This window comes from Subsaxibacter sp. CAU 1640 (assembly GCF_023156585.1).
Classification (GTDB): domain Bacteria; phylum Bacteroidota; class Bacteroidia; order Flavobacteriales; family Flavobacteriaceae; genus JBPOFM01.
Map to the genome: position 1 here is coordinate 524,074 of NZ_JALNMI010000001.1, position 25,510 is coordinate 549,583.

The 25,510-nt window shown below is 36.4% G+C and carries 21 protein-coding genes; 12 read left to right on the forward strand and 9 right to left on the reverse strand.

What is annotated here, in order from left to right; all coding sequences use genetic code 11:
* Positions 1-14 precede the first annotated feature (14 nt).
* The gene (locus tag M0G43_RS02245; protein WP_248023197.1) at positions 15-2,090 is read left to right on the forward strand and encodes a M16 family metallopeptidase; all 2,076 of its coding nucleotides are present in this window, start codon (positions 15-17) and stop codon (positions 2,088-2,090) included.
* Positions 2,091-2,237: 147 nt separating this feature from the next.
* Entirely contained in the window at positions 2,238-2,630 is a 393-nt protein-coding gene (locus M0G43_RS02250) for a heavy-metal-associated domain-containing protein (protein WP_248023198.1), read from the forward strand.
* Between the two features lie 50 nt (positions 2,631-2,680).
* Here M0G43_RS02250 and M0G43_RS02255 read toward each other — a convergent pair whose 3' ends face one another.
* From M0G43_RS02255 to M0G43_RS02265, 3 genes are read right to left on the reverse strand one after another with little or no spacing between them, the layout of a single operon-like run.
* The gene (locus M0G43_RS02255) at positions 2,681-3,184 is read right to left on the reverse strand and encodes a YciI family protein (protein WP_248023199.1); all 504 of its coding nucleotides are present in this window, start codon (positions 3,182-3,184) and stop codon (positions 2,681-2,683) included.
* The gene (locus tag M0G43_RS02260) at positions 3,181-3,654 is read right to left on the reverse strand and encodes a CYTH domain-containing protein (protein WP_248023200.1); all 474 of its coding nucleotides are present in this window, start codon (positions 3,652-3,654) and stop codon (positions 3,181-3,183) included. Before M0G43_RS02260 ends, M0G43_RS02255 begins: the two co-directional genes overlap by 4 nt.
* Positions 3,651-4,316, reverse strand: coding sequence for an NAD-dependent epimerase/dehydratase family protein (locus M0G43_RS02265; protein WP_248023201.1), 666 nt, complete (start codon positions 4,314-4,316; stop codon positions 3,651-3,653). Before M0G43_RS02265 ends, M0G43_RS02260 begins: the two co-directional genes overlap by 4 nt.
* Positions 4,317-4,418: 102 nt before the next feature.
* Here M0G43_RS02265 and dinB point away from each other — a divergent pair, with 102 nt between their 5' ends.
* Together dinB and M0G43_RS02275 are read left to right on the forward strand one after the other, a co-directional pair.
* Positions 4,419-5,528, forward strand: coding sequence for a DNA polymerase IV (gene dinB, locus M0G43_RS02270; protein ID WP_248023202.1), 1,110 nt, complete (start codon positions 4,419-4,421; stop codon positions 5,526-5,528).
* Positions 5,529-5,533: 5 nt separating this feature from the next.
* Positions 5,534-6,706, forward strand: a complete 1,173-nt coding sequence (locus tag M0G43_RS02275; RefSeq protein WP_248023203.1) for a sialidase family protein — start codon at positions 5,534-5,536, stop codon at positions 6,704-6,706.
* Between the two features lie 48 nt (positions 6,707-6,754).
* Here M0G43_RS02275 and pyk read toward each other — a convergent pair whose 3' ends face one another.
* From pyk to M0G43_RS02300, 5 genes are all read right to left on the reverse strand, one after another.
* On the reverse strand, positions 6,755-8,197 hold the full coding sequence (gene pyk, locus M0G43_RS02280) for a pyruvate kinase (RefSeq protein WP_248023204.1): 1,443 nt from the start codon (positions 8,195-8,197) through the stop codon (positions 6,755-6,757).
* Positions 8,198-8,200: 3 nt separating this feature from the next.
* The gene (locus tag M0G43_RS02285) at positions 8,201-8,680 is read right to left on the reverse strand and encodes an IPExxxVDY family protein (RefSeq protein ID WP_248023205.1); all 480 of its coding nucleotides are present in this window, start codon (positions 8,678-8,680) and stop codon (positions 8,201-8,203) included.
* Between the two features lie 134 nt (positions 8,681-8,814).
* Entirely contained in the window at positions 8,815-9,555 is a 741-nt protein-coding gene (gene rnc / locus M0G43_RS02290) for a ribonuclease III (protein ID WP_248023207.1), read from the reverse strand.
* A 99-nt stretch (positions 9,556-9,654) separates the two neighbouring features.
* On the reverse strand, positions 9,655-10,905 hold the full coding sequence (gene fabF, locus M0G43_RS02295; protein WP_248023208.1) for a beta-ketoacyl-ACP synthase II: 1,251 nt from the start codon (positions 10,903-10,905) through the stop codon (positions 9,655-9,657).
* Positions 10,906-10,918: 13 nt separating this feature from the next.
* Positions 10,919-11,152: an acyl carrier protein gene (locus M0G43_RS02300; RefSeq protein WP_007647141.1), complete on the reverse strand. Its 234-nt coding sequence runs from the start codon at positions 11,150-11,152 to the stop codon at positions 10,919-10,921.
* Positions 11,153-11,337: 185 nt separating this feature from the next.
* Between M0G43_RS02300 and M0G43_RS02305 the strand changes: the two genes are divergently transcribed.
* From M0G43_RS02305 to M0G43_RS02320, 4 genes are all read left to right on the forward strand, one after another.
* A complete protein-coding gene (locus tag M0G43_RS02305) occupies positions 11,338-11,904 on the forward strand; it encodes a phosphoribosylglycinamide formyltransferase (RefSeq protein WP_248023209.1) in 567 nt (188 codons plus the stop codon).
* On the forward strand, positions 11,901-12,539 hold the full coding sequence (locus M0G43_RS02310) for a viroplasmin family protein (protein WP_248023210.1): 639 nt from the start codon (positions 11,901-11,903) through the stop codon (positions 12,537-12,539). Before M0G43_RS02305 ends, M0G43_RS02310 begins: the two co-directional genes overlap by 4 nt.
* 56 nt (positions 12,540-12,595) lie before the next feature.
* Positions 12,596-13,522, forward strand: a complete 927-nt coding sequence (locus tag M0G43_RS02315) for a PfkB family carbohydrate kinase (protein WP_248023211.1) — start codon at positions 12,596-12,598, stop codon at positions 13,520-13,522.
* A gap of 113 nt (positions 13,523-13,635) precedes the next feature.
* Positions 13,636-15,534: an amidophosphoribosyltransferase gene (locus tag M0G43_RS02320; protein WP_248023212.1), complete on the forward strand. Its 1,899-nt coding sequence runs from the start codon at positions 13,636-13,638 to the stop codon at positions 15,532-15,534.
* A gap of 542 nt (positions 15,535-16,076) precedes the next feature.
* Here the strand turns inward: M0G43_RS02320 and M0G43_RS02325 are convergent.
* The gene (locus M0G43_RS02325) at positions 16,077-16,685 is read right to left on the reverse strand and encodes a superoxide dismutase (RefSeq protein WP_248023213.1); all 609 of its coding nucleotides are present in this window, start codon (positions 16,683-16,685) and stop codon (positions 16,077-16,079) included.
* A 133-nt stretch (positions 16,686-16,818) separates the two neighbouring features.
* Here M0G43_RS02325 and M0G43_RS02330 point away from each other — a divergent pair, with 133 nt between their 5' ends.
* The 4 genes from M0G43_RS02330 (at position 16,819) to M0G43_RS02345 (ending at position 25,510) form a co-directional block, all read left to right on the forward strand.
* Positions 16,819-19,977: a UvrD-helicase domain-containing protein gene (locus M0G43_RS02330; protein ID WP_248023215.1), complete on the forward strand. Its 3,159-nt coding sequence runs from the start codon at positions 16,819-16,821 to the stop codon at positions 19,975-19,977.
* 23 nt (positions 19,978-20,000) lie between these two features.
* The gene (gene kbl / locus M0G43_RS02335; RefSeq protein WP_248023216.1) at positions 20,001-21,194 is read left to right on the forward strand and encodes a glycine C-acetyltransferase; all 1,194 of its coding nucleotides are present in this window, start codon (positions 20,001-20,003) and stop codon (positions 21,192-21,194) included.
* Positions 21,195-21,317: 123 nt separating this feature from the next.
* Entirely contained in the window at positions 21,318-22,679 is a 1,362-nt protein-coding gene (locus tag M0G43_RS02340; protein WP_248023218.1) for an OmpA family protein, read from the forward strand.
* Positions 22,680-22,741: 62 nt separating this feature from the next.
* Positions 22,742-25,510 (forward strand): PD-(D/E)XK nuclease family protein, encoded by a 2,769-nt coding sequence (locus tag M0G43_RS02345; protein ID WP_248023219.1) that lies wholly within the window; start codon positions 22,742-22,744, stop codon positions 25,508-25,510.

Here is a 25,510-nt window from a genome sequence, read left to right on the forward strand (position 1 = left end):
AAACAATGAAAATTATGAAAACTTATATATCAGCATTTTTAATGGTTTGTTTTTTGGCTTTCGGTGCACAGGCACAGATAGACCGTTCGCAAGCGCCAAAACCCGGACCAGCTCCAAAAATTGATTTAAAATCTCCACAAGAATTCACTCTTAAAAATGGCATGAAAGTTCTTGTAGTGGAAAACCATAAGCTCCCTAGAGTTTCATTCAGTCTTAATATCGACAACAAGCCTACCCTTGATGGCGACAAACATGGTGTCTCAAGTATACTTGCTGGTATGATGGGGAATGGAACCAAATCGATCCCAAAAGACAAATTCAATGAAGAGGTTGATTTTCTAGGAGCAACCATCAATTTTGGTTCATCTGGAGGTTACGCTGCTTCACTTACTAAATATTCAAATAGAATTTTAGAATTGATGGCTGATGCCGCAATGAATCCTCTTTTGGTTGAAGAAGAATTTCAAAAAGAAAAAGATAAGCTTCTTGAAAACCTAAAATCAGAAGAAAAAAGCGTTGATGCAGCTGCAGGACGTGTAGGCGATGCGCTTTCTTATGGTACTAATCATCCTTACGGTGAATTTACAACTCAAGAAACTGTAAACAACATCAATTATGGAGATGTTTACGCCTTTTATCAAAAACAATTCAATCCAAACAACGCTTATTTGGTTGTTGTAGGTGATGTGAATTTCAAGGATGTTAAATCTGAAATCGAAAAACGTTTTGGTGTGTGGAAAAAATCGGTTGTTGTAGAAACCACTGTTCCTGCAGCAAAAGCAAATGCTCAATACACGCAAATCAATTTTGTGGATATGCCAAACGCCGTTCAATCTAACATTAGCTTAAAGCATAATGTTGATTTGAAAATGAACAATCCTGATTATCACGCTGTGTTGATTGCCAATAAAATTTTAGGTGGCGGTTTTAACAGTTATTTGAACATGAACCTTCGTGAGGAGCATGGTTATACATATGGAGCTCGTTCAGGAATTGATGCCGACAAGTATGTTGGACAATTTTCTGCAAGTACTGCAGTAAGAAATATGGTGACGGATAGTTCGGTTGTGAATATTCTGAAAGAAATCAACAGAATCAAAACAGAACCTGTAAAGGCTGAAGATTTAGCAAATGCAAAAGCTAAATATGTAGGAGATTTTGTATTGGCTCTTGAAAGTCCACAAACCATTGCACGTTATGCATTGAATATCAAATTGAATGATTTACCTAAAGATTTCTATTCAACATACCTTCAAAAAATCAATGCAGTAACTGCTGATGATGTTATGCGTGTAGCAAACAAATATTTCAAAACTGAAAACTCACGTATTGTTGTAGTTGGTAAAGGAAGTGATGTGATTGAAAACTTGGAAAAAACGGGAATTCCAATTATGTATTTTGATAAATATGCAAATCCTGTTGATAAACCTGTGTTCTCAAAACCACTCCCAGAAGGATTGACTGCTCAAACTGTAATTGACAATTACTTGACAGCTATTGGAGGAAAAGACAAAGCCAAAACTGTAAAAAGTGTTCACAGCACTGCCAATGTTACAATTGAAGGCGTGCCAATTCCTTTGAAAGCTGAATTAAAAGCTATGGCGCCTAATATGGAGTCTATGGAAATGACTGCTGAAGGAATGGGTACGTTGATGAAGCAAAAATTCGATGGCACAACAGGATACCAGGAACAGCAAGGTATGCGTAAAGAATTGACTGCTGAAGAAATTGCGGAAGCAAAAGTTAAAAAGTCAATTTTCCCAGAGCTTTATTACGAAGCTGGAAATATCAGCTTGGAAAGCGTTACCACGATTGATGGTAGCGACGCTTATAAAGTTAAGGTTTCTAAAGATGGTAAAGATTCTTTTAGATATTATGATGCCAAATCGAATCTATTAGTGAAAGTTGAATCTACTGAAGAAGCTCAAGGACAATCAATTACCACAGTAGTTGATTATGATAACTATTCTGATGTGAGTGGTTTAAAATTCCCTTATAGCCAATCTATCAAAGCTGGACCACAAGTCGTTAATTTGAACATTACCAATGTAAAAGTTAACGAAGGCGTGACCGAAGCTGATTTTAAATAATTGATTTCACATACAATCATAAAAATCCGAAGATTTAATGCTTCGGATTTTTTTTTGCCTTCATCCATCAATCTTAAAAATCGTTAAAGTATAGTCATTAAGTTTCAATATTTATTAGATTTGTGCTCAACGCAATTTATAATAGATATGAACACAGTAAAAAATATAGCACTTGTTGCAATCGTTTCAATTTTTACGCTTGCCTGTAAAAATGACAAACAGCCTGAAGTTAAAACGGTTGATACCGAAGTAGCTTTGAACGAAAATACTTTGGATCCAAATGCACATTACGCCAAAGCTGAATTTAGCATCGAAGGAATGACTTGTGCTATGGGTTGTGCAAAAACTATTGAAAGAAAAATTGCCAATATGGATGGCGTTAAGTCTGCAAAAGTGGATTTTGACAAACAACTGGCGATGGTGGAATATGATGATGCTAAAGTAACACCACAATCATTGGAAGCAGTGGTGAAGAAAACTGGCGAAATGTATTCTGTGAAAGATATGAAAACTGTGGAGTCTTTTTCAGAAGAACAATAATCCTCAAAAAAAATATTATTTGAAGCCACTTTTTACAAGTGGCTTTTTTTTTATCTCAAAGGAAACCCTTTAGCTGCCCACCAAGGATGGATTTCAATGGTCAATCTACCCGCTTTTACCATTGGGTCAGCATTGGCCAGGCTGTCTGCCATTTCGATGGTTGGCACGTTATAAATGGTGATGCCTCTAATATCGCCATCGTCTCCAAATGGACCGGAAATATCAGCATAACCCAATTCATACATCTTTCCTAAATGTGCTAAATGTAGGTTTTGCAAACTATCTGATTCTGCTTTGTTTTGTGAACGATTGGTTCCCCTCTTTAAGAAAGCTATGAAATACTGTTGCATCAAGATGGTGTCTTTTGTTTTTTCATCTACATAATCAAAGATTTTGTACCCTTTTGAAGTCAGACCTTCCTTAATATCCGTAATTGATTTTTCTGATATTTTTTCAATAACCACTGACTCTTTTTCGATAGTTTGTTCCTGATTTTGTTCTTTGCAAGAAACAAAAAGGATCAAGCTAAAAAATATGGCGAACATTGTTTTCATAATTTCCAGTATTTAAAAGGGTTTTTGCTTAATTGAGAGTTATAGTACTTTGATAATCCCGTGACTTCTCTACCTAACCAGTTTGGCTTTTTAAAAATTTCTGATACGTGATTCAATTCCACTTCTGCGACAACCAAACCCTCATTCTCACCAAGAAATTCGTCCACTTCAAACAGATGATTTTCAACTTGAACATTATATCTTATTTTGTCAATGATGCCTTCTTCACATAGCTTCAATAGTGAATCAGCTTCTTCTTTTGAAATGTCCTTTTCCCATTCAAAACGAGACAAACCGCCATCATTTGATGCACCTTTTACAGTCAAGAAACCTTGATTGTCTTTAATCCTTACACGAACTGTTCGTTCTTTATCAGAATTCAAAAAGCCTTGAACAATCCTTGTTTCAGATTGTGCCTCTTCTTTAAAATCATCCGATGTCACTAAAAATTTTCTTTCTATCTCAATCATATATCATCTGTTATCTCTTGAATAATTTTTGACTCTACACGTCCTGGTTGGTATTCGTTATTTCCCAACCAAACCATACACTTGGCAATGGTTTTGGGATGAATAGGACGATACCTTTCCAAATCACCAAATCGAAGTAACGGCTTTAACATTGACATCAAAAATTTCATTATGGATTCGCCAATTCGTTTTTCGTCTCGTTCACCGCTAATCAAAGAGGGTTGCAAAATATAGGTGTTTTTGATATTGAAGCTCAAAACCGCTTCTTCCATCTTACCTTTCACTCTATTATAAAATATTTTGCTTTTCTTTTTGGCTCCCAGAGCAGAAATCACCATAAATGTCTCTATACCATTCTCTTTACACAATTTTGCAGCAGCTGTAGGAATTCCATAATCAATCTTGGTATAAATGTCCTTATTTGGTGTTTTGGCTTTAGTTGTTCCTATGCAGCAAAACACTTCATCTGCCTGAAATAGCTCTTGTTGATTTTCAAGATGCAATACATTTACGATGTGTTCTGTTAACTTTGAGTGACCAACACCGCAGGTTTTTCTTCCAAAAACAATAATCCGTGCATACCGTTCGTCATCCAACAGCAATTGCAACAGATGGCTTCCTGTTAAACCTGTAGCTCCTAAAATAATGGCTGTTTTAGACATAGTCTGTTGTTTTTTATGGGTTCCTTTTGGATATCGAAGTTTCGGCTTAAAATTCCATTTCAATAAGTATAGCAAAAGGGTTTTAATCCCTAAATTTACGTTATGCCAAACGATTTACCAATAAGAAAGATTATTCACGTGGATATGGATGCGTTTTATGCATCTGTGGAACAAATGGACAATCCCGAATTAAAAGGGAAACCTTTGGCTGTTGGTGGAAGCGAAAAACGAGGCGTAGTGAGTGCTGCAAGTTATGAAGCGAGAAAATTTGGTGTTCGAAGTGCGATGAGTGGTGTTCAGGCGAAGCGCAATTGCCCAGATTTAATTTTTGTGAGACCGCGTTTTGACAGATATCAAGAAATTTCAAAGAAAATAAGAAAGATATTTTATGACTATACCGATTTGGTAGAACCATTGTCGCTTGACGAAGCCTATCTTGATGTTACTGAAAACAAAAAAGGCAATCCGAGTGCGACATTGATAGCGAAAGAAATACGCGATAGAATTTTGAATGAGGTTGGCCTGACAGCTTCCGCAGGAATTTCTATCAATAAATTTGTTGCCAAAATTGCAAGCGACTATAACAAACCCAATGGGCAAAAAACGGTAAATCCCGAAGAAGTATTAGAGTTTCTGGAGCATTTGGATATCCGAAAGTTTTATGGTGTAGGAAAAGTCACGGCCGAAAAGATGTATCAATTGGGAATCTTCACCGGAAAAGATTTGAAATCAAAATCCATCGAGTATCTTGAAGAGCATTTTGGGAAATCAGGTAGTTACTATTACTTTATTGTCAGAGGCATTCATAACAGCGAAGTCAAGCCGAGTAGGATCAGAAAATCATTGGCAGCTGAACGAACTTTTAATGAAAATCTATCCAGCGAAATATTTATGATGGGAAAACTGGAGAAAATTGCCAAAGAAGTTTCAAAACGCTTGGAAAAAAGCAAAGTGTCTGGGAAAACGGTGACTTTGAAAATAAAATACAGTGATTTTACTCTTCAAACGCGTAGTAAAACGGTTCCTTATTTTATCAACGATAAAGATGTGATTCTTGAAACAGCGAAAGATTTGCTGTATCAGGAAAAACTCAACAATTCTGTCCGTTTACTTGGTATTTCAATGTCCAATTTAAATACAGAAAGTGAGAAAAAAGCCGAATCTGAAGAGAAGGAAAAAGTAGTGAGCGTGCAATTAAAATTTGAATTTTGATGGGTTTGAAAAAGATAAATATCGTTTTGGCGATTAGTTTATTTCAACTGACGAGTCTATTCTCACAAGAACATCAAATTCCTTTTACGGTTGATTCGCTGTTCGATATGAGCAAACCTGAAACACTCGGTTTAAAATTCGTCGAAAAAGCTGAAACTTTCACGGTTTTTTCACCGCAAAAAGATGGCAACAAATACAATCACGGAGCAGTTCTGTTTCCATTCAAAGGGTATCTCTATGCGCAGTGGCAAAGTTCATCTGTAGATGAAGATGGTGAGGATACACAAGTGTTCTATAGTAGAAGTAAAGATGGTAAGGTTTGGGAAAAGCCGATGAAATTGACAGAAATTTATGAAAATGGTATCAAAACCAATGGTGGATGGTATAGTGGAGGCCACACTTTGATTGCTTATATCTGCGTTTGGCCAAATTTTTCAAATGAGATCAAGCAAGGATATACCGAATATGTAAGTTCCAATGATGGTTTGACTTGGAGTAAACCGCTTCCTGTAACTGATTCTGACGGCAAACCTATTCCTGGAATTATAGAACAGGATGTTCGCGCATTGCCAAACGGACGACTCGTTACTGCATTTCATATGCAGCCTGGATTAAATGCCAAACCATTTTATTCAGATGACACTTTAGGAATTTCCAATTGGAAAGTTGGAAGAATGCAAAATATGACAGCAAAGGATAGTTTAATGAGCCGAGAGTTGGAGCCCAGTTGGTTTTATAGAAAGGATGCTGCGATTGTTATGGTGTTTCGAGATCAAAATAGTTCATTCAAAAAACTGGCTGCTGTAAGTTATGATAATGGGGAAACTTGGACGCAGCCACAATTAATCGACACTCCAGATTCAAGGGCAAAACAAAGTGCAGGAAATTTATCTGACGGAACGGCTTTTATGGTTAACAATCCTTCAGGGAATAAAAATCGATTTCCTTTGGCAATCACTTTAAGCAAAGATGGTTTTGTGTTTGACAAGGCATATTTGATACGTTCTGGAGATGAAAACCTGCAGCCTATGCGATACGATGGAAAATACAAAAGAATCGGTTACAGCTATCCTAAAAGCATTATTTGGGACGATTACCTATATGTTTCTTATGCTACCAATAAAGAAGATATTGAAATCACAAGAATTCCTATTTCGTATCTGATTTACAAGAACTAAAAAAGCAGGAACTTATTCCCGCTTTTCTTATTAATTATTTAATTCGAATTAAAAACTACAACTCGAAATTTCAGTCACACGAAGTGTATTTACCATCCCTTTTTCTTGAATAGGCATTGCCGCAAGACTCACCAACATATCTCCAACTTCCAAATAGCCTTTCTTACAGGCAATGGCGTTTACATCTTCAATGGTTTCATCAGTGCTGACAAACTTATCATAATAAAAAGCCTTTACGCCCCAAAGCAAATTGAGTTGCGTTAAAATACGCTTATTTGAGGTGAAAACCAATATATGAGCACTCGGTCTCCAAGCGGAAATCTGAAACGCTGTATAACCACTATTTGTTAATGTTGAAATGGCTCTTGCATTGATTTCATTTGCCATATGTGCAGCGTGATAACAAATTGATTTTGTAATGTAACGCTTGGTACGAATATGTGGTGGAATTTGAGGCACTTTAATCAGCGGAGAATCTTCAACACTTTTGATAATGTTCGACATTTGCTTGATGACTTGAACCGGGTAACTACCTACAGACGTTTCACCAGATAACATCACAGCGTCGGCACCATCCATGACTGAATTGGCAACGTCATTGACCTCTGCCCTTGTTGGTGTAAGGCTTGAAATCATCGTTTCCATCATTTGAGTTGCAATAATCACAGGGATTCTTGCTCTTTTTGCCCTTAAAACCAATTGCTTTTGAATCAATGGAACCTCTTCAGCTGGAATTTCAACACCCAAATCTCCACGAGCCACCATCAAACCATCACAATAAGCGACAATTTTATCAATGTTTTCAACAGCTTCTGGTTTTTCGATTTTTGCAATTATCGGAATTTTATGATCACTATGTTCTTTAATCAATTCTTCCAATTGCATCAAATCTTCTGCGTGTCTTACAAACGAAAGTGCAATCCAATCAACTTTCATCTTGATGGCAAAAAGTGCATCCTCAATATCCTTCTCGGTCAAAGCTGGCTGTGAAATATTGGTGTTTGGCAAGTTGACACCTTTCTTTGATTTCAAAGGACCACCTTGAATAACCTTTGCCTTCACTTCTGATTTTTTATCGGTTGAAACCACTTCAAAAATCAACTTTCCATCATCAAGAAGGATTCGCTCTCCAGCTTTTGCATCTTGAGGAAAATTATCGTAGGTCATATAAACACGTTGTTTATTGCCTTCAAACTTTTTTCCGGTAGCAAATATGATTTCATCACCTTCATTAACTACGACCTCACCTTTCATAACACCGACACGTAGTTTAGGTCCTTGTAAATCGGCAAGAATGGCAACATTATAGCCAAACTCTTCATTCAGTTCACGTATCATAGTAATGCGCTCTTCCACATCTTTATAATCTGCATGCGAAAAATTGACCCTAAACACATCGACACCTTCCTCCATCATAGCTCTCAACACCTCTTTCGTACTAGTTGCTGGTCCTAAAGTGGCTACAATCTTGGTTTTCTTTCTTTTTGACATGTATTAAAAAATTAAATTGTCTTTTGATTTTATATTTTCTACATCGACACTATAACTTGTAACCAAATGCGGAATGTCTTGTAATTTGTTTAGTAATTCTTTCTCATCTATTGAGCCTTCATCAGTAGATATTTTGATGAAATAATCTACTTTTTTGAATTCTGGCAACAGATGGTATGTTTTTAAAACTATTTGTTCTGTATTAAACAGCGAACCTGAACTTTGTAAACTTGCTTCTTCCTTTTTGCAGACGTTTGAAATCAAATTCCATATGGTTTGCTGTTGTACATCTTCCCATTCATAAACAGAGTAATTTGAATCTAGATATCTGTAATCCAAATCATTTGGTAAACGAACAAGTTTAATGTTTAAATGCTTATTGAGGAGATACGCCATTCGATAGTCCTCTAACCTACAGTGAATGGCAATTAGGGAAAAAGAAGGGTCATAAAAATCATCGACAAGCAGTTTATGTACAGCCATAATTATACAATTATGAGTGGTAAATATAGTATTTTATCATCACTGCAGTATGAAGTTTTTGTTATTCTTAACTAACAAAACACACGAAAACGTTATAGTTTGAGCGATTTTAAAGAAAGCTCTGACTCAAATATTTAAAAAGGCCTCGAGATTTTATTCTGGAGCGCAAAAAAGGCTCTTTTGGATGCTTTTTCTTCTGCTTTTTTTTTGGAAGTCGCACGTGCTTTTGCAACAACTTTTTTGTCTATTGAGAGTTTGACGCTGAAATGTTTGATGTCATCATTCCCTGTGTCTTCATAGACATTGTAATCGAAGGTCTTTTTTTCCTTTTGGCACCATTCAATTAATAAACTTTTGTAACTGATCACCTTTCCTTCAAGTGTTTCAATGTCTACATGAGCGTCAATCACCCTTTTGTAAATGAATTTTTCACAATATTTATAACCTCTATCCAAAAAAATTGCTCCAACTAGAGCTTCGAACAAATTACCATGGATATTATTTCCGAAATTATTCTTTGGGATTTTGGATTCTACAAAGTTGATTAGGTTCAACTCTTTGCCCAATTCATTGAGATGCTCTCTACTGACTACCTTTGAGCGCATTTTTGTTAGATATCCTTCATCTCCTTGTGGAACTTCACCGTATAAATACGATGCAATCACCGCTCCAAGCATGGCGTCTCCCACAAACTCAAGCCTCTCATAGTTTACGGCGGCTCCATTTTTGTCTTTAACGTTCATAGAGCGATGAGTGAACGCCTTCACGTAAAGACTCTTTGTTTTTGGCTTGAAACCAATTATTTTTTCAAGTTGCAAAAAAAAATTCCCGTTACTACTTGAACGGGAATTTAATATGTTACGAATGTAATTCATCTGATATTTTCTATTATATGATTTGGTCAGATGTTATAAACCATTTTCACTGTATTTACATAAAATAACATAAAGAACAAGGTTTATTTCATTCGATAATTAATCTAATTTTTTGAACAACACACAAGCATTATGGCCTCCAAATCCGAAGGTATTACTCATAACTACTTTTACATCTCTCTTTTGAGCTTTGTTTAGAGTTAAATTCAATTCAGGATCAATGTTCTCATCAACTACAGAATGGTTAATGGTAGGAGGTACTACACCATGTTCTATCGCAAGGATAGAGGCAATGGCCTCAATTGCACCTGCAGCTCCCAATAAATGACCAGTCATAGACTTAGTAGAGTTGATATTCATGGTCTTTGCATGTTCTCCAAAAACTTCAGTAATAGCTTTAAGTTCGGCAACATCACCAAGTGGTGTTGATGTTCCATGAGTATTGATATGGTCAACATCTTCTGGATTTAACCCAGCGTTTTCCAAACAATTCTTCATTACAGCCATTACACCTATTCCATCAGGATGAGGTGCTGTCATATGATATGCATCTGATGACAAACCACCACCTAAAAGTTCTGCGTAAATTTTGGCTCCTCTTGCCTTGGCATGCTCATATTCTTCAAGAATGATGGCTCCAGCGCCTTCTCCCAAGACAAATCCATCTCTGGTTGCATCAAATGGGCGTGAGGCTGTTTCTGGGCTTTCATTTCTGGTTGAAAGGGCATGCATGGCATTAAAACCACCCATTCCGGCAATGGTAACTGCGGCCTCACTTCCACCTGTCACAACAACATCACAATACCCTAATCTAATATAATTGAGGGCATCAATCATTGCGTTGGCAGATGATGCGCAAGCCGATACAGTTGTATAGTTAGGACCCATAAACCCATGCTTGATGGAAATGTTTCCTGGCGCTATATCAGCAATCATTTTCGGAATGAAAAAAGGATTAAAACGAGGTGAGCCATCACCTTTAGCGTAATTCAAAACCTCTTCTTGAAACGTTTCCAAACCTCCAATTCCAGCTCCCCAAATGACACCTACACGTAGTTTGTCAACGGAATCTAGGTCCAATTTAGCATCTGCTATTGCTTCATCTGAAGCCACCATAGCATACTGCGTAAATTTGTCCATTCTACTGGCCAATTTTCGGTCTATAAAGTCTGTTGCAACGAAGTTTTTTAATTCGCAAGCAAATTTTGTCTTGAACTTTTCAGTATCAAAATATGTTATAGGTGCAGCACCACTTTTACCTTCCACCAATGCATTCCAATAATCATCTTTGGTATTGCCAATGGGTGTGAGAGCGCCTAAACCTGTAACTACAACTCGCCTTAATTCCATAAAGTTTTGTTACTTATTTTGCTGCTTCTATATAAGAGATAGCCTGACCAACAGTAGCAATATTTTCAGCTTGGTCATCTGGGATTTGAATATCAAATTCTTTTTCAAATTCCATGATTAGTTCAACAGTATCCAAAGAATCTGCGCCTAAATCATTTGTGAAGCTTGCTTCTGTTACGACTTCGTTTTCATCTACTCCTAGCTTATCAACGATAATCGCTTTTACTCTTGATGCAATGTCTGACATAATTTTTTAATTTTAAGTTTTAATTAGATGGCAAAAATAAAAAACTTTATTTTAAAACCCATCTTATATTTTTAAATGTGATTGTAATTTAATGAAAATCCATTGAAGAATTTCCATTTTGCCTTCTAATTGTTAATAATTATTCCTTTTTTTGTTTCTGAATAATTGAACAAGAATATCTGTAGATGAAACGTGTGGTAATCTTTGCGTCCGGAAGTGGTACTAATGCTGAAAATTTAATTAAGTTTTTTCAAAACAGAGAAACTGGTTCTGTCATTCAGGTGTTGACTAACAATCCTCATGCCAAAGTTTTGGAACGAGCTAAAAATTTGAACATTAGCGCATTGTCTTTCAATAGAATAGCGCTCTACAAAACAGATGATGTTCTCAATATTCTCAAATCATCAAATCCTGACCTTATAGTTTTGGCTGGGTTTTTATGGAAATTTCCTGAAAGTATTCTTCACGTTTTTCCGAATAAGGTCATCAACATACACCCTGCTCTTCTGCCCAAATATGGTGGCAAAGGAATGTATGGTCATTTTGTTCACGAAGCAGTGGTTGCCAACAAGGAGAAAGAAACAGGTATTACTATTCACTATGTCAATGAAAATTATGATGAAGGTGCCATCATCTTTCAGGCTAAATGTGATGTTGACTCCACCGATTCTGCTGAAGACGTTGCTGCCAAAATTCATCAACTGGAAATGAAACATTTTCCAGAAGTAGTGGAATCTCTTTTGGTAAAATGAGCAAGAAGAAAAAGAAATATTACACCGTTTGGAAAGGGCGTCATACGGGAGTTTTTGAATCGTGGGATGATTGTAAGGCGCAAATTAAAGATTTTGAAGGCGCACAATACAAATCTTTTGAAACCTTTGATGCAGCGAAACAAGCTTTAAAAGGTAATTATAAAGATTATATTTCGAAAGGAAAGTTTAAAAGTGAACTGTCTGATGCCGAACTAAAAAAAATTGGACAGCCTAATTACAATTCCATTTCGGTAGACGCAGCCTCCAGCGGCAATCCAGGAAAAATGGAATATCGCGGTGTGGACACCAAAACGAAAAAGCAATTGTTCATTCAAGGGCCTTTTGAGGAAGGCACCAATAACATAGGAGAGTTTTTGGCTATTGTGCACGGTTTGGCTTTATTGAAAAAACAAAGCAGCGACAGAATCATCTATACAGATTCAAAAACGGCAATCAGTTGGGTCAGAAAAAAGACCTGCAACACGAAATTGGAACGCAATGCAAAAAATCAAGCGCTATTTGAGCTCGTAGACAGGGCCGTATCCTGGCTAAAAACGAATACTTATAATACTCCAATTGTCAAATGGGAAACCAAAGCTTGGGGAGAAATTCCGGCAGACTTCGGCAGGAAATAAATTAGCTTATTACTCTATAAAAACACTATATTTGCACCAAATTTTGAAACCTCAACATGAGCAAATTAGTAATCGTCGGGACAGTTGCGTTTGATGCCATTGAAACCCCTTTCGGAAAAACAGATAAAATTTTAGGTGGCGCTGCAACCTTTATTGGCTTGGCAGCATCACAGTTTAATGTTGATGCAGCAGTTGTGTCAGTGGTAGGTGGCGATTTCCCGCAAGAATACTTGGATTTGCTTTCCAATAAAAACATTGATGTTTCTGGAGTGGAGATTGTAAAGGAGGGAAAAACATTCTTCTGGAGCGGTAAGTATCACAATGATATGAATACGCGAGATACATTGGTGACAGAGTTAAACGTATTGGCCGATTTTAAACCTGTTGTGCCGCAAGATTACAGACATTCAGAAATTGTAATGTTGGGTAATTTGCACCCTTTAGTGCAAATGGGTGTTTTGGAGCAAATGGAGAAAAAACCAAAATTGGTAATCCTAGATACAATGAACTTCTGGATGAATTGTGCTCTGGAAGATTTATTGGCAGTTATCAAGAAGGTAGATGTCATTACTATCAATGATGAAGAAGCAAGACAGTTGACAGGCGAATATTCTCTGGTAGTTGCAGCTCGTAAGATTCACGAAATGGGTCCAAAATATGTAGTGATCAAAAAAGGAGAACATGGAGCGTTATTGTTTCACGATGATAACGTGTTCTATGCGCCAGCTTTGCCATTGGAAGAAGTATTTGATCCAACAGGAGCAGGAGATACTTTTGCCGGTGGTTTTGCGGGTTACTTGTCAAAAACCGAAGATGTTTCTTTTGAAAATATGAAAAGTGCTGTGATTTATGGCTCCACTTTAGCATCGTTCTGTGTGGAAAAATTTGGTACAGAGCGAATGGAAAATTTGAGTTATAAGGAAGTGCATCAGCGTTTGCAACAATTTAAGCAACTCACACAGTTTGAAATAGAATTAGCATAAACAAACGCGCTCCATTACGAGCGCGTTTTTTAATCACCATTGTTTGTAAATTTATAGAAGTTTTTTCGACAATGGTATATCACAAAAACCGAATCTAAAATCTAACAAAGCGAATGAGCGATATGTTAAAGCATGAGTGTGGCATTGCACTCATTAGATTATTAAAGCCTTTAGAATTTTATAAAGAAAAGTATGGCAGTGCGTTTTATGGTGTCAATAAGATGTACTTGATGATGGAAAAACAGCACAATCGTGGGCAGGATGGTGCAGGTTTTGCCAGTATAAAATTGGATACAGCTCCCGGTGAAAGATATATCAGCCGTGTAAGGTCAGTTGCACAGCAACCCATTCAGGATATTTTTGCCCAGATAAATGATCGCATCAACAAAGATTTTAAGGAACATCCAGAGTATATGGATGATGTAGCACTTCAGAAAAAACACATTCCGTATATAGGTGAATTGCTTTTAGGTCACGTGAGATATGGAACTTTTGGTAAAAATAGCGTTGAGAGCGTTCATCCTTTCTTAAGACAAAACAATTGGATGCACAGAAATCTGATTGTTGCAGGTAATTTCAATATGACCAATGTGAATCAGTTGTTTGAAGGATTGGTAAGATTAGGGCAACACCCAAAAGAGAAGGCAGATACCATTACCATAATGGAAAAGATTGGTCACTTTCTGGATGATGCTGTGGCGAAAAAATACAAACAACTGAAAAAAGAAGGCTATTCAAAAATGGAATGCAGCCCATTGATTGCTGACCGATTGAATGTTGCTAAAATTCTTAAGAAGGCTTCCAAAAATTGGGATGGTGGTTATGCCATGGCTGGTCTATTAGGACATGGTGATTCTTTTGTGCTTCGTGACCCTTCAGGTATTCGGCCGGCATATTATTACAAAGATGATGAGATTGTTGTGGTCGCATCAGAACGCCCTGTAATTCAAACGGTTTTTAATGTCGATTATAATGACGTTAAAGAGCTGGATCCTGGACATGCCATCATTACAAAAAAATCTGGTGATACATCTATCAAAAAAATCCTTGAGCCTTTAGAAAGAAAAGCCTGTTCGTTCGAAAGGATATATTTTTCTAGAGGAAGCGATGCTGAAATTTATCAAGAGCGCAAGCAACTGGGTAAATTGTTGATGCCAAAAGTTTTGGAAGAGATTGATTACGATACGAAAAATACTGTTTTCTCCTACATTCCAAATACGGCTGAAACATCTTTTTTTGGAATGATTGAAACTGTAGAGGATCATTTAAACAAAAAGAAAACACAGGCCATTCTTGATGGCAATGGCAAACTATCTGCTGAAAAAGTAACCCAAATTCTATCCGAAAGGCCTCGTATTGAAAAAATCGCCATCAAGGACGTAAAGCTGCGAACTTTCATAACAGAAGACAGCAGTAGAGATGATTTGGTCGCCCACGTTTATGACATTACTTATGGCGTCATTAAACCTACCGACAATTTGGTGATCATTGACGATAGCATTGTTCGTGGAACAACCTTGAAGAAAAGTATCATCAAAATGATGGACCGTTTAAAGCCAAAGAAAATTATCGTGGTCTCATCTGCGCCCCAAATACGCTATCCTGATTGTTATGGCATCGATATGGCGCGTCTTGAAGGATTAATTGCATTTAGAGCGATGCTGGAGTTGCTAAAAGAAAACAACAAATATCATTTGGTAGAAGAAGTTTATCAAAAATGTAAAGCTCAAGTAGATTTTGAAGATAAAGACGTTCATAATTATGTGAAAGAACTTTACGCTGAATTTACAGACGAGCAAATCTCAGACAAAATCGCAGAACTTATCTCTGATTTTTCAGTTAAAGCAGAGGTGAAAACTATATTTCAGTCTGTGGATAATTTACATAAAGCTTGTCCTAAAAATCTTGGTGACTGGTATTTCACGGGAGATTATCCAACAATTGGTGGAAACCGAGTTGTTAATCGAGCATTCATTAATTTCTATGAAGGGAACGACGAAAGGGCCTATTAGTCAAAGGGTTATTGAATATTCAGAACTTGCAAAAATTCACTTCACCTAGAAAAATAGCTTTTTATCGGATAAAAATGCATTTTGTCTAATATTTTGAACTTCTTAACTAATTTCCGCATACTTTAGTGTCACCATAACATAAGTAGGTTAAGTTCATGGTAGATTTGGGGCAAAAAAAGGTGAACACTTGTTCACCTTTTTTTATTGCACTACCTGTAATTTGGGACTTCTTTTTTTAATTATTCATTGATTCACGCCGCAAAACACTTCCGTTCGTCGATTAAATTTCTTTTAGCCTAATTTATAAGTCGTTTGTCTAAAAAATTTAACAAATCGAATTAACTCATCATATATTTGCTTCAACCATAACATAAGTAGGTTAAGTTTATGGTAGATTTGGGGCAAAAAAGGTGAACACTCGTTCACCTTTTTTCATTTCATCCCTGCGGAAACAGGAATCTCAAAACAATTCCCAGCGTTTGACACAATAAAAAAAGCAAACACTTTCGCGTTTGCTTTTCTAGTAGAGTATACAACCTTATTTATTTGGCTTCTGCGTATCTTCTTTCAACTTCGTTCCAATTGATCACATTAAAAAATGCATTAATGTAGTCAGGACGTCTGTTTTGATAATTCAAATAATATGCGTGTTCCCAAACATCCAATCCAAGTATCGGTGTTCCACCACATCCTGTCCCTGGCATTAGTGGATTGTCTTGATTTGGTGTTGAACAAATTTCAATTTTTCCGCCTTTGTGAACGCACAACCAAGCCCATCCAGATCCAAATCTTGAGGCAGCAGCTTTGCTAAATTCATCTTTAAAAGCATCAAACGATTTGTATTTTGCCTCGATGGCATCTTTTAGTTCACCTGAAAGTCTTCCTTTGTTTTCAGGATTCATCACTTCCCAAAACAATGAATGATTATAAAAACCTCCTCCATTATTTCTAACTGCCTTATTCTCCATATCAAGATTAATAAGGATGTTTTCAATGGTCTTTCCTTCTAAATCTGTTCCTTCGATAGCGCTGTTAAGATTGTTTGTATAACCTTGATGATGTTTTGTATGATGTATTTCCATTGTACGAGCGTCAATGTTTGGTTCCAAAGCGTCGTATGCATATTTTAATTTCGGTAATTCGAAAGCCATAATATTTTGATTTTATGTGTTAATAATTAATTTCTTTCAAATTTACTCATAATACAGATAATACGCCACATTAAAAAATAATTAATTGTTATTAAATCATAGAGAGTTTTTATCTTGTATGAAATTTTAATCGATGTCAAAAGAGTGTGCTTTTACGATTTATAACGCTTCCGCTGGAAGTGGTAAAACCTATACTCTGGTTATGGAATATTTAAAGATCCTTTGTAAGTCCAAATCAAACTTGGCCTTTAAAAATATCCTGGCTCTCACATTTACCAACAAGGCAGTCGCCGAAATGAAAGAGCGAATTGTGAAAATGCTTATGCAATTTTCTGATGAACAAATTTTGAGCAGCTCAAACCCAATGTTTGAAGAATTGCAGAAAGTGTTAAATATGGATGCCCTTTCTCTACATCAGAAGTCAAAGCACATTTTGTTGAATATTGCCCATAATTACGCCTCCTTCGATGTCTCGACTATTGATAAATTTAATCATAGGCTTATTCGAACTTTTGCTTATGACCTAAAGTTGCCGCTCAATTTTGAGGTTGAATTAGACACTATCAATCTACTACATAAGGCCGTTGACAAACTTATCGACAAGGCTGGCACCAATAAAGACCTTACTAAAGTGCTTGTGGACTTTGCCATTGAAAAGGCAGATAATGATAAGAGTTGGGACGTGTCGTATGATTTTAACAACATTGCGCAATTGCTAATCAGTGAAAATGATGTGCGATTTATTGATTCGCTCAAAGTAAAAACCCTTGAAGATTTTAAAGAATTGAAATCGCAACTAACAAAAACGATGACACTTCTCGAATCTAAATTAATTAATACTGCAAGGGAAACATTGGAGCTCATTGTGAATTACGGCTTACAGTTCAATGATTTCTCAAGCGGCTACTTGCCTAAATACTTTCAGAAGTTGGTCGATGGATCTTTTGACGTGAATTTTGGATTGAAATGGCAAGAAGATTTAGAGGATGGTTCAACACTTTATCCTAAACGAGTTTCTAGTGAAACTGCCGCCTTGATTGATTCCATTCAACCAAAACTTCTGGAAAATTTCAATCAAACAAAACAACAAGTCATTCAATATAAATTCGTTAAAAATGTTCTGAACAACATAACTCCTTTATCGGTTTTAAACGAAATCAACACATCACTTCAAGAACTCAAAGACGAAGATGATCTGTTATTGATATCTGAATTTAATGCGCTCATCAGCAGAGAAATAAAAAATCAGCCAGCGCCTTATATTTACGAACGCATTGGTGAAAAATTCAAGAATTATTTTATTGATGAGTTTCAGGACACCTCAACTATGCAATGGCAAAATATGATTCCGCTGATTGGAAATGCACTTTCTGGCGAGAATTTTAAGGGAGAATCAGGCTCTGCGATGATTGTTGGCGATGCTAAACAGGCCATTTATCGTTGGCGAGGCGGCAAAGCAGAACAATTCATTGACCTGTATACGGATGGCAATCCTTTCTACATTGAAAAGTGTGTCAAAAACTTGCCAGCAAACTATCGCAGTTCAAAGCAAGTGGTGAATTTTAATAATTCATTTTTTAAACATCTATCTAGCTTCGTGTTTTCAAACTCTGAACATCAGGCCATTTATGAAGCGAGCAAACAAGACAGTACTGTTGATGCTGATGGTTTTGTGGAAATATCATTTTTGGATGTCAAAAATTTAGAAGAAAACGATAGCAAAGATTTATTGCATTGTCAAAAAACACTTGAAAACATACAAGAGGCTCAACAAAAGGGTTTCGATTTAAAAGACATTTGTGTCATCACTCGAAAATCAAAAGAAGGTATTGCCATAGCAGAATATTTGAGTTCGCATCAAATACCTATTGTTTCTTCAGAATCTCTTTTGCTCAAAAATTCTCCTGAAATCGGTTTTATATCAGCTATTATCGGTTTATCAACCCAACCAGAAAACGAACAACTCAAAATCGAAGTATTGTCCTACCTAGCAGAATTCAAGCTTCAACTAGAAGATAAACATTCCTTTTACAATGGTTTGTACCGTTTGGAGGTTAATTCTATGTTCGCTGCTTTGGCTTTGCACCATTTTTATTTTGATTTTAACAAATTTCTGAAATCACCTATCTATGAAGCTGTTGAAAACATCATCAGAAGTTTTAAATTGAATGATGCATCAAATGCTTATCTGCAGTTTTACTTGGATGAAGTTTTGGATTATTCACAACGACACAATTCAAGTTTACTCGGATTTATCAATCATTGGGACAAAAAGAAAGATAAGTTGAGCGTAGTTTCTCCTCAAGCCAATAACGCCGTTCAGATTATGACCATACATAAATCTAAAGGCTTGGAATTTCCTGTCGTTATTTTCCCTTATGCCAATCAGGAAATATATTTTGATATGTCTCCAAAAACTTGGTTTCCTGTGAGTGAGGATGATTTTAGCGGTTTTTCAAATTTGTTCATCAATCTCAACAAAGATCTTGAGGAATTTGGAGAGCTGGGTTTCAGCATTTATAGCAATTATCGTTCAGAATTGGAATTGGACAGCATAAATTTGTTGTATGTAGTTTTGACGCGTGCAGTAGAGCAACTTTACGTTATTTCTGAATTGGATTTGGATGCTAAGCAAAATGAAAAACTCAACCTCTATTCTGGTTTGTTTATTAATTATCTAAAATCCATTAATCAATGGAATAACCTTGAAAACACATATATTTTTGGCAACCCGGAAAGGCAATTGTCTTCAAAAGAATCGAAAACTGCTGTCACTCAAAAAGAATTCATCTGTACTCCAAAAGAGAGCCACAACTTGAACATTGTTACAAATTCAGGATATTTATGGGACACTGCACAGGAAAAGGCACAAGAAAAAGGAAATTTGGTGCACAACATTATGTCGCAGATACATACCGTCAGCGATGCTCCATTTGTGATGGATGAATTTGTTTCATCTGGAAAACTGAATGAAGAACAGTTTGAGGAACTATCAAAGGCGATTGCCCAAATAGTTGAAGGTGACAATTTAAAGCAGTTTTTTGCTGATGATTTGATCATTTACAATGAAAGAGATATCATCACAAAAGAAGGCATAATTTTGCGTCCAGACCGAATTGTTGTAACTCAAAACAGAGAAACAGCAATCATTGATTACAAGACTGGCAATGAAAAGCCTTCGCATTTTCAACAACTTTTGAGCTACCAATCAGTTTTGGAAGAAATGGGCTTTAACGTCACAAAAAAAATATTGATTTACATAAATGAGGACATTCAAATAAAAGAATTCTAAATTTGTAATAAACTCAAAAACCTATGTACGGAAAACTACAACAACATTTACAAGAAGAACTACAAAAAATTAAAAATGATGGTCTCTACAAGGAAGAGCGCATCATCACATCACCTCAAGGGGCTGAAATCACACTGAACACTGGTGAAACGGTATTGAATTTTTGCGCGAACAATTATTTAGGCCTGTCATCACATCCAGAAGTGATTCAAGCTGCAAAAGATGCGATGGATACACACGGTTTTGGTATGTCGTCTGTTCGTTTTATTTGTGGCACTCAAGATATTCACAAAACTTTAGAGCAAAAGATTGCTGATTTCTATGGCACAGAAGATACCATCCTTTACGCAGCGGCATTTGACGCCAATGGAGGTGTTTTTGAACCGCTTCTTGGAGAAGAAGATGCCATTATTTCTGATTCCTTAAATCACGCATCGATTATTGATGGGGTTCGGTTGTGCAAAGCTGCTCGATATCGCTATCAAAATAGCAATATGAAGGATTTGGAGGAACAATTGATTGCAGCAAACGATAGAGGCTCACGCTTCAAGATTATCGTGACAGATGGGGTGTTTTCAATGGATGGTCTGGTCGCTCCGTTGGATAAAATTTGTGATTTGGCCGACAAATATGATGCCTTGGTGATGATAGACGAGTGCCACGCGGCAGGGTTTATAGGAGAAACTGGCCGAGGAACTCTAGAGGACAAAGGCGTTATGGGCAGAATTGATATCATTACTGGTACCCTCGGAAAAGCACTGGGTGGAGCTATGGGAGGTTATACAACCGGCAAAAAAGAAATCATTGATATGTTGAGACAGCGCTCTAGGCCATATCTTTTTTCAAATTCTTTGGCTCCAGCAATCGTTGGAGCATCCATTAAGGTTTTTGAAATGCTTGCCGACAATACAAAATTAAGAGATACGTTGGAAGAAAACACGGCCTATTTCAAAGCAGGAATGAAAAAAGCTGGCTTTGACATCATAGATGGAGATTCTGCTATAGTTCCAGTAATGCTATATGATGCCAAACTGTCTCAAACTATGGCTAAAATGTTATTGAAAGAAGGTATTTATGTCATAGGATTCTTTTTTCCTGTGGTTCCAAAAGACAAAGCCAGGATACGGGTTCAGTTATCTGCGGCTCATACCAAAGATCATTTGAATAAAGCCATTTCAGCTTTTACCAAAGTTGGTAAGGCTTTGGAAATTATTTAAAATCAATCCAAAATCGCACATTTTAGGGCAAATAATCAATATTTTTATATATTTGTCTTTGTTAATAGAATTTAACAACTTACTTTTGCTTACAATTAACACTTAAAATTAAATTATTAGAATATGAAAAATCTTAGCAGATTATTTATTGCAACGTTGCTTTTATTGAGCTTCAGCAACGCTAATGCACAGGATGAGAATAATCCTTGGGCTATAGGAGTTGGTGCCAATGCCGTTGACTTCTACCCTGTAGGTGAGGATGCTCCACTTGGTGAGTATTTTGATGAATACTTTAATTTATCAGACCATTACAATTTTCTACCTTCTTTGTCTTCAATTTCAGTTTCAAGATATTTAAGCGATGGATTTATCTTCACTGCCGCCGGAACGATTAATGAAATTGATAAAGTGGGCGATGCTTCAGCTGCTGATTTATCATATTATGCCGTTGATGGTACAATTAAGTATAGTTTTGGTAAGTTACTAAATAAATCATGGTTAGATCCTTATTTAGGTGTTGGTGGTGGTTACACTTGGGTTGATGAGATTGGTGCTGGAACATTGAATGGTACTGTGGGTCTAAATTTTTGGTTCACTGAAAACGTGGGTCTTTCTGTTCAGTCTTCTTACAAACATGCATTTGAAGACTATTTAGCAAAACATTTCCAACACACAGTTGCATTAGCCATCAAATTTGGCGGAAAAGATACTGATGGTGATGGTATTTACGATAAAGATGATGCTTGTCCTGAAGTTCCAGGTCTTGAAGCTTTCAATGGTTGTCCTGATTCTGATGGTGATGGTATCGAAGATGCTAAAGATGACTGTCCTAACGAAGCTGGTTTAGCTGAATTCAACGGTTGTCCTGATTCTGACGGCGACGGTGTTCCAGACAATCAAGATGCTTGTCCTACAGTTGCTGGTTTGAAAGCTTTGGCTGGATGTCCTGATGCTGACGGTGATGGAGTTGCTGATAAAGATGACGAGTGCCCTAACCAAGCTGGTCCTGCTGCTAACAAAGGTTGCCCTTGGCCAGATACTGATGGTGACGGTGTGCTAGATAAAGATGATAAATGTCCTAACGAAAAAGGAACTGTTGCGAACAACGGATGTCCTGAAGTTAAGCCTACTGTTGAAGTTATGAAGCAATTGAATGAGTACGCTAGAACTATTTTGTTCGATACTGGAAAAGCTACTTTCAAGAAAGAATCTATTCAAACTTTAGAGTCAATGAATGCAATCTTTAAAGAATATCCAAAAGCTGACTTCTACATCGATGGTCACACTGATAGCGTAGGTTCTGAAAAATCTAATCAATTGCTTTCTGAAAGAAGAGCAACCGCTGTTAGAGATTGGTTAATTGCTAATGGAATTGACAAAGATAGATTAGAAGCAAGAGGTTTTGGTGAATCTAAGCCAATTGATTCTAATAAAACTGCTGGTGGAAGAACAAACAACAGACGTGTTGAGGTACTTCTTAAATAAGAAGTTATCAAATAAATAATAAAAAACGCTCCGATATTCGGGGCGTTTTTTAATTTTATGCTATGACAAGTTTCCTTCAAGATGTCATTGCAGACCTTCAGAAAAAAGATGTTGATTTTTCTCAACTCATATTTGTGTTACCTAGCAAGAGAGCTGGACTATTCCTAACCCATAGTTTATCAAAAGCTCTTAAAAAGACCATTTTTGTTCCAGAAATTATCTCGATAGAAGAGTTTGTTGAAAACCTTTCAGAACTCAAATACGCCACTAATACGGAACTGCTGTTTGATTTTTATGGTGTTTATAGCAACGTCATTCCAAAAGAGCAACTAGAACCCTTTGACAAGTTTTCAAAATGGGCTCAAATTCTTCTACAAGATTTTAATGAGATTGATAGGTATCTTATTGAACCAGAAAACATTTTTGAATATCTTAAAGCCATCAAGGAACTAAATCATTGGTCATTATCAGAAAATCAAACGGATGCAACCAAAAATTATATATCCTTTTGGTCATACATACAAACCTTTTATTTCAAGTTTAAAGATTGCTTAACTGAAAGAAAGAAGGGCTACCAAGGTCTTGTGTATCGCGAAGCTGTCGAAGGCGTTGAACATTATGTGGCGAATAATCCTAACAAAAGGCACGTGTTTGTAGGTTTTAATGCACTCAATAAAGCCGAAGAAATTATCATTCAAGAATTACTTCAGCAAGAGCTGGCCTATATTTATTGGGATATTGATGAGACATTCATAAAAAATCCAATTCACGATGCAGGATTATTTATGCGTAATCATAAGGCTACTTGGTCGTACTTTGAAAAACATCCATTTAATTGGACAAACACACATTACCAATCACAAAAGAATATTGAAGTTGTAGGCATTCCAAAGAACATTGGGCAAGTCAAATACATAGGCGAACTTCTAGATAAATTACACACCAAACAAACTGGTTTGGAAAACACTGCTATTGTTTTGGGTGATGAGACCTTGTTGTTGCCTTTGTTAAACAGTATTCCTGCTGAAATTGATGCTATCAACATCACGATGGGATTGCCTCTAAAATCGATTCCATTGGCAACCTTATTTGAGGAGTTGTTCTTGATTCATAAAAATGATCGTAAGAATGAATTTTATTATAAAGACGTAGTGTCCATTCTGTCGCATCAATTCGTCAAACCTTTGTTCCAGACTGAAACGGTCAATTACTCTGACGAAATTATAAACCATATTTTAAAGAACAATATCGTTTACGTCTCGCTACATAAATTAGAAGAGCTCTGCGGCGTAAAAAAGCACATTATTAGCTTTCTATTTGAATCTTGGGATAATTTGCCTGAAAAAGCCATAAAACAATGTTCCGAGTTAATCATTGCTATTAAAAACAATCTTTCCATACAAAAGGATAGAAATCTTTTGGAACTGGAATATTTGTATCGTTTCAACGAAATTTTCAATGAGCTGAACCAACTCAATTTAGCTCATCACCATATAAACAATATCCAGGTACTCTTGAGCTTGTACAAAGAACTTTTAAAGAACGAAACATTGGACTTCAAAGGAGAGCCACTTCAAGGGTTGCAAATTATGGGAATGTTGGAATCTCGTGTCCTGGATTTTGAAACAGTCATCATATCATCTGTTAATGAAGGGATTCTTCCTGCAGGAAAAAGCAATAATTCATTTATTCCGTATGATGTGAAGATTGAAAACGGATTGCCTACATACAAAGAAAAGGATGCCGTTTATACGTACCATTTCTATCGACTGCTGCAACGAGCGAAAAATGTTTACATTCTTTATAACACAGAGCCTGATGTGTTGAATGGAGGCGAAAAGAGCAGATTTATAACTCAACTGGAAATCGAAAAGCTTCACGACATCAATCATTATATGGTAGCGCCGATTGTACCTCCCATTTCACCTTCGCTGAAAGTGGTAAAAAAAACTGACGATGTTCTCCAAAAAATAAAATCTGTTGCCGAAAAAGGGTTTTCGCCTTCATCGTTGACCAATTACATTCGTAATCCGATAGATTTCTATTATGAAAAAATTCTTGGTATCAAACGCTATGAAGAAATAGAAGAAACTGTAGCTGACAATACTTTGGGAACCATCATTCACGAAACTTTAGAAGAGTTCTACAAACCTGTTGTCGGTCAAATTCTCACAGAGAAACATATCATTGAAATGAAAAGTTTTATCGACACAACAGTCGAGAAGTTTTTTAAAGCTCATTACAAGGAAGGAACTATCAATAAAGGCAAAAACCTTATCATTTTTGAAATTGCAAAACGATATGTGAATAATTTCTTGAATAAAGAACTGGAATCCATTCAAGCTGGAAACAGCATCAAGATTTTGGCGCTTGAACAAGAGGTTAAAACCGAAATACGAATAGCAGCCATCGATTTTCCAATAACCATCAAGGGAAATGTTGATAGGATAGATGAGTTTAATGGTACAAAACGTATTATTGACTATAAAACCGGCAAGGTTGAACAGCATAAGGTTGAGGTTGTTGATTGGGAAGCTATTCTGACCGATTATGATAAGTACTCCAAAAGCTTCCAAGTGTTGACATACGCTTACATATTAAATGCTATGGAAGCTTTTTCTAGCCCAATTGAAGCGGGAATTATATCCTTTAAAAATCTTCAGGGCGATTATTTTCTGAAATTTGCTAAAAAAGATAAGTCTGGACGCGGCGCGCAAAAGGAATTTGCAATCTCTTCCGAAATTCTAACAGCGTTTGAAACACAACTAGTAGTATTGATTTCAGAAATCTGTAATCCAGAAATTGATTTTGTGGAAAAACTGCTTGATTAA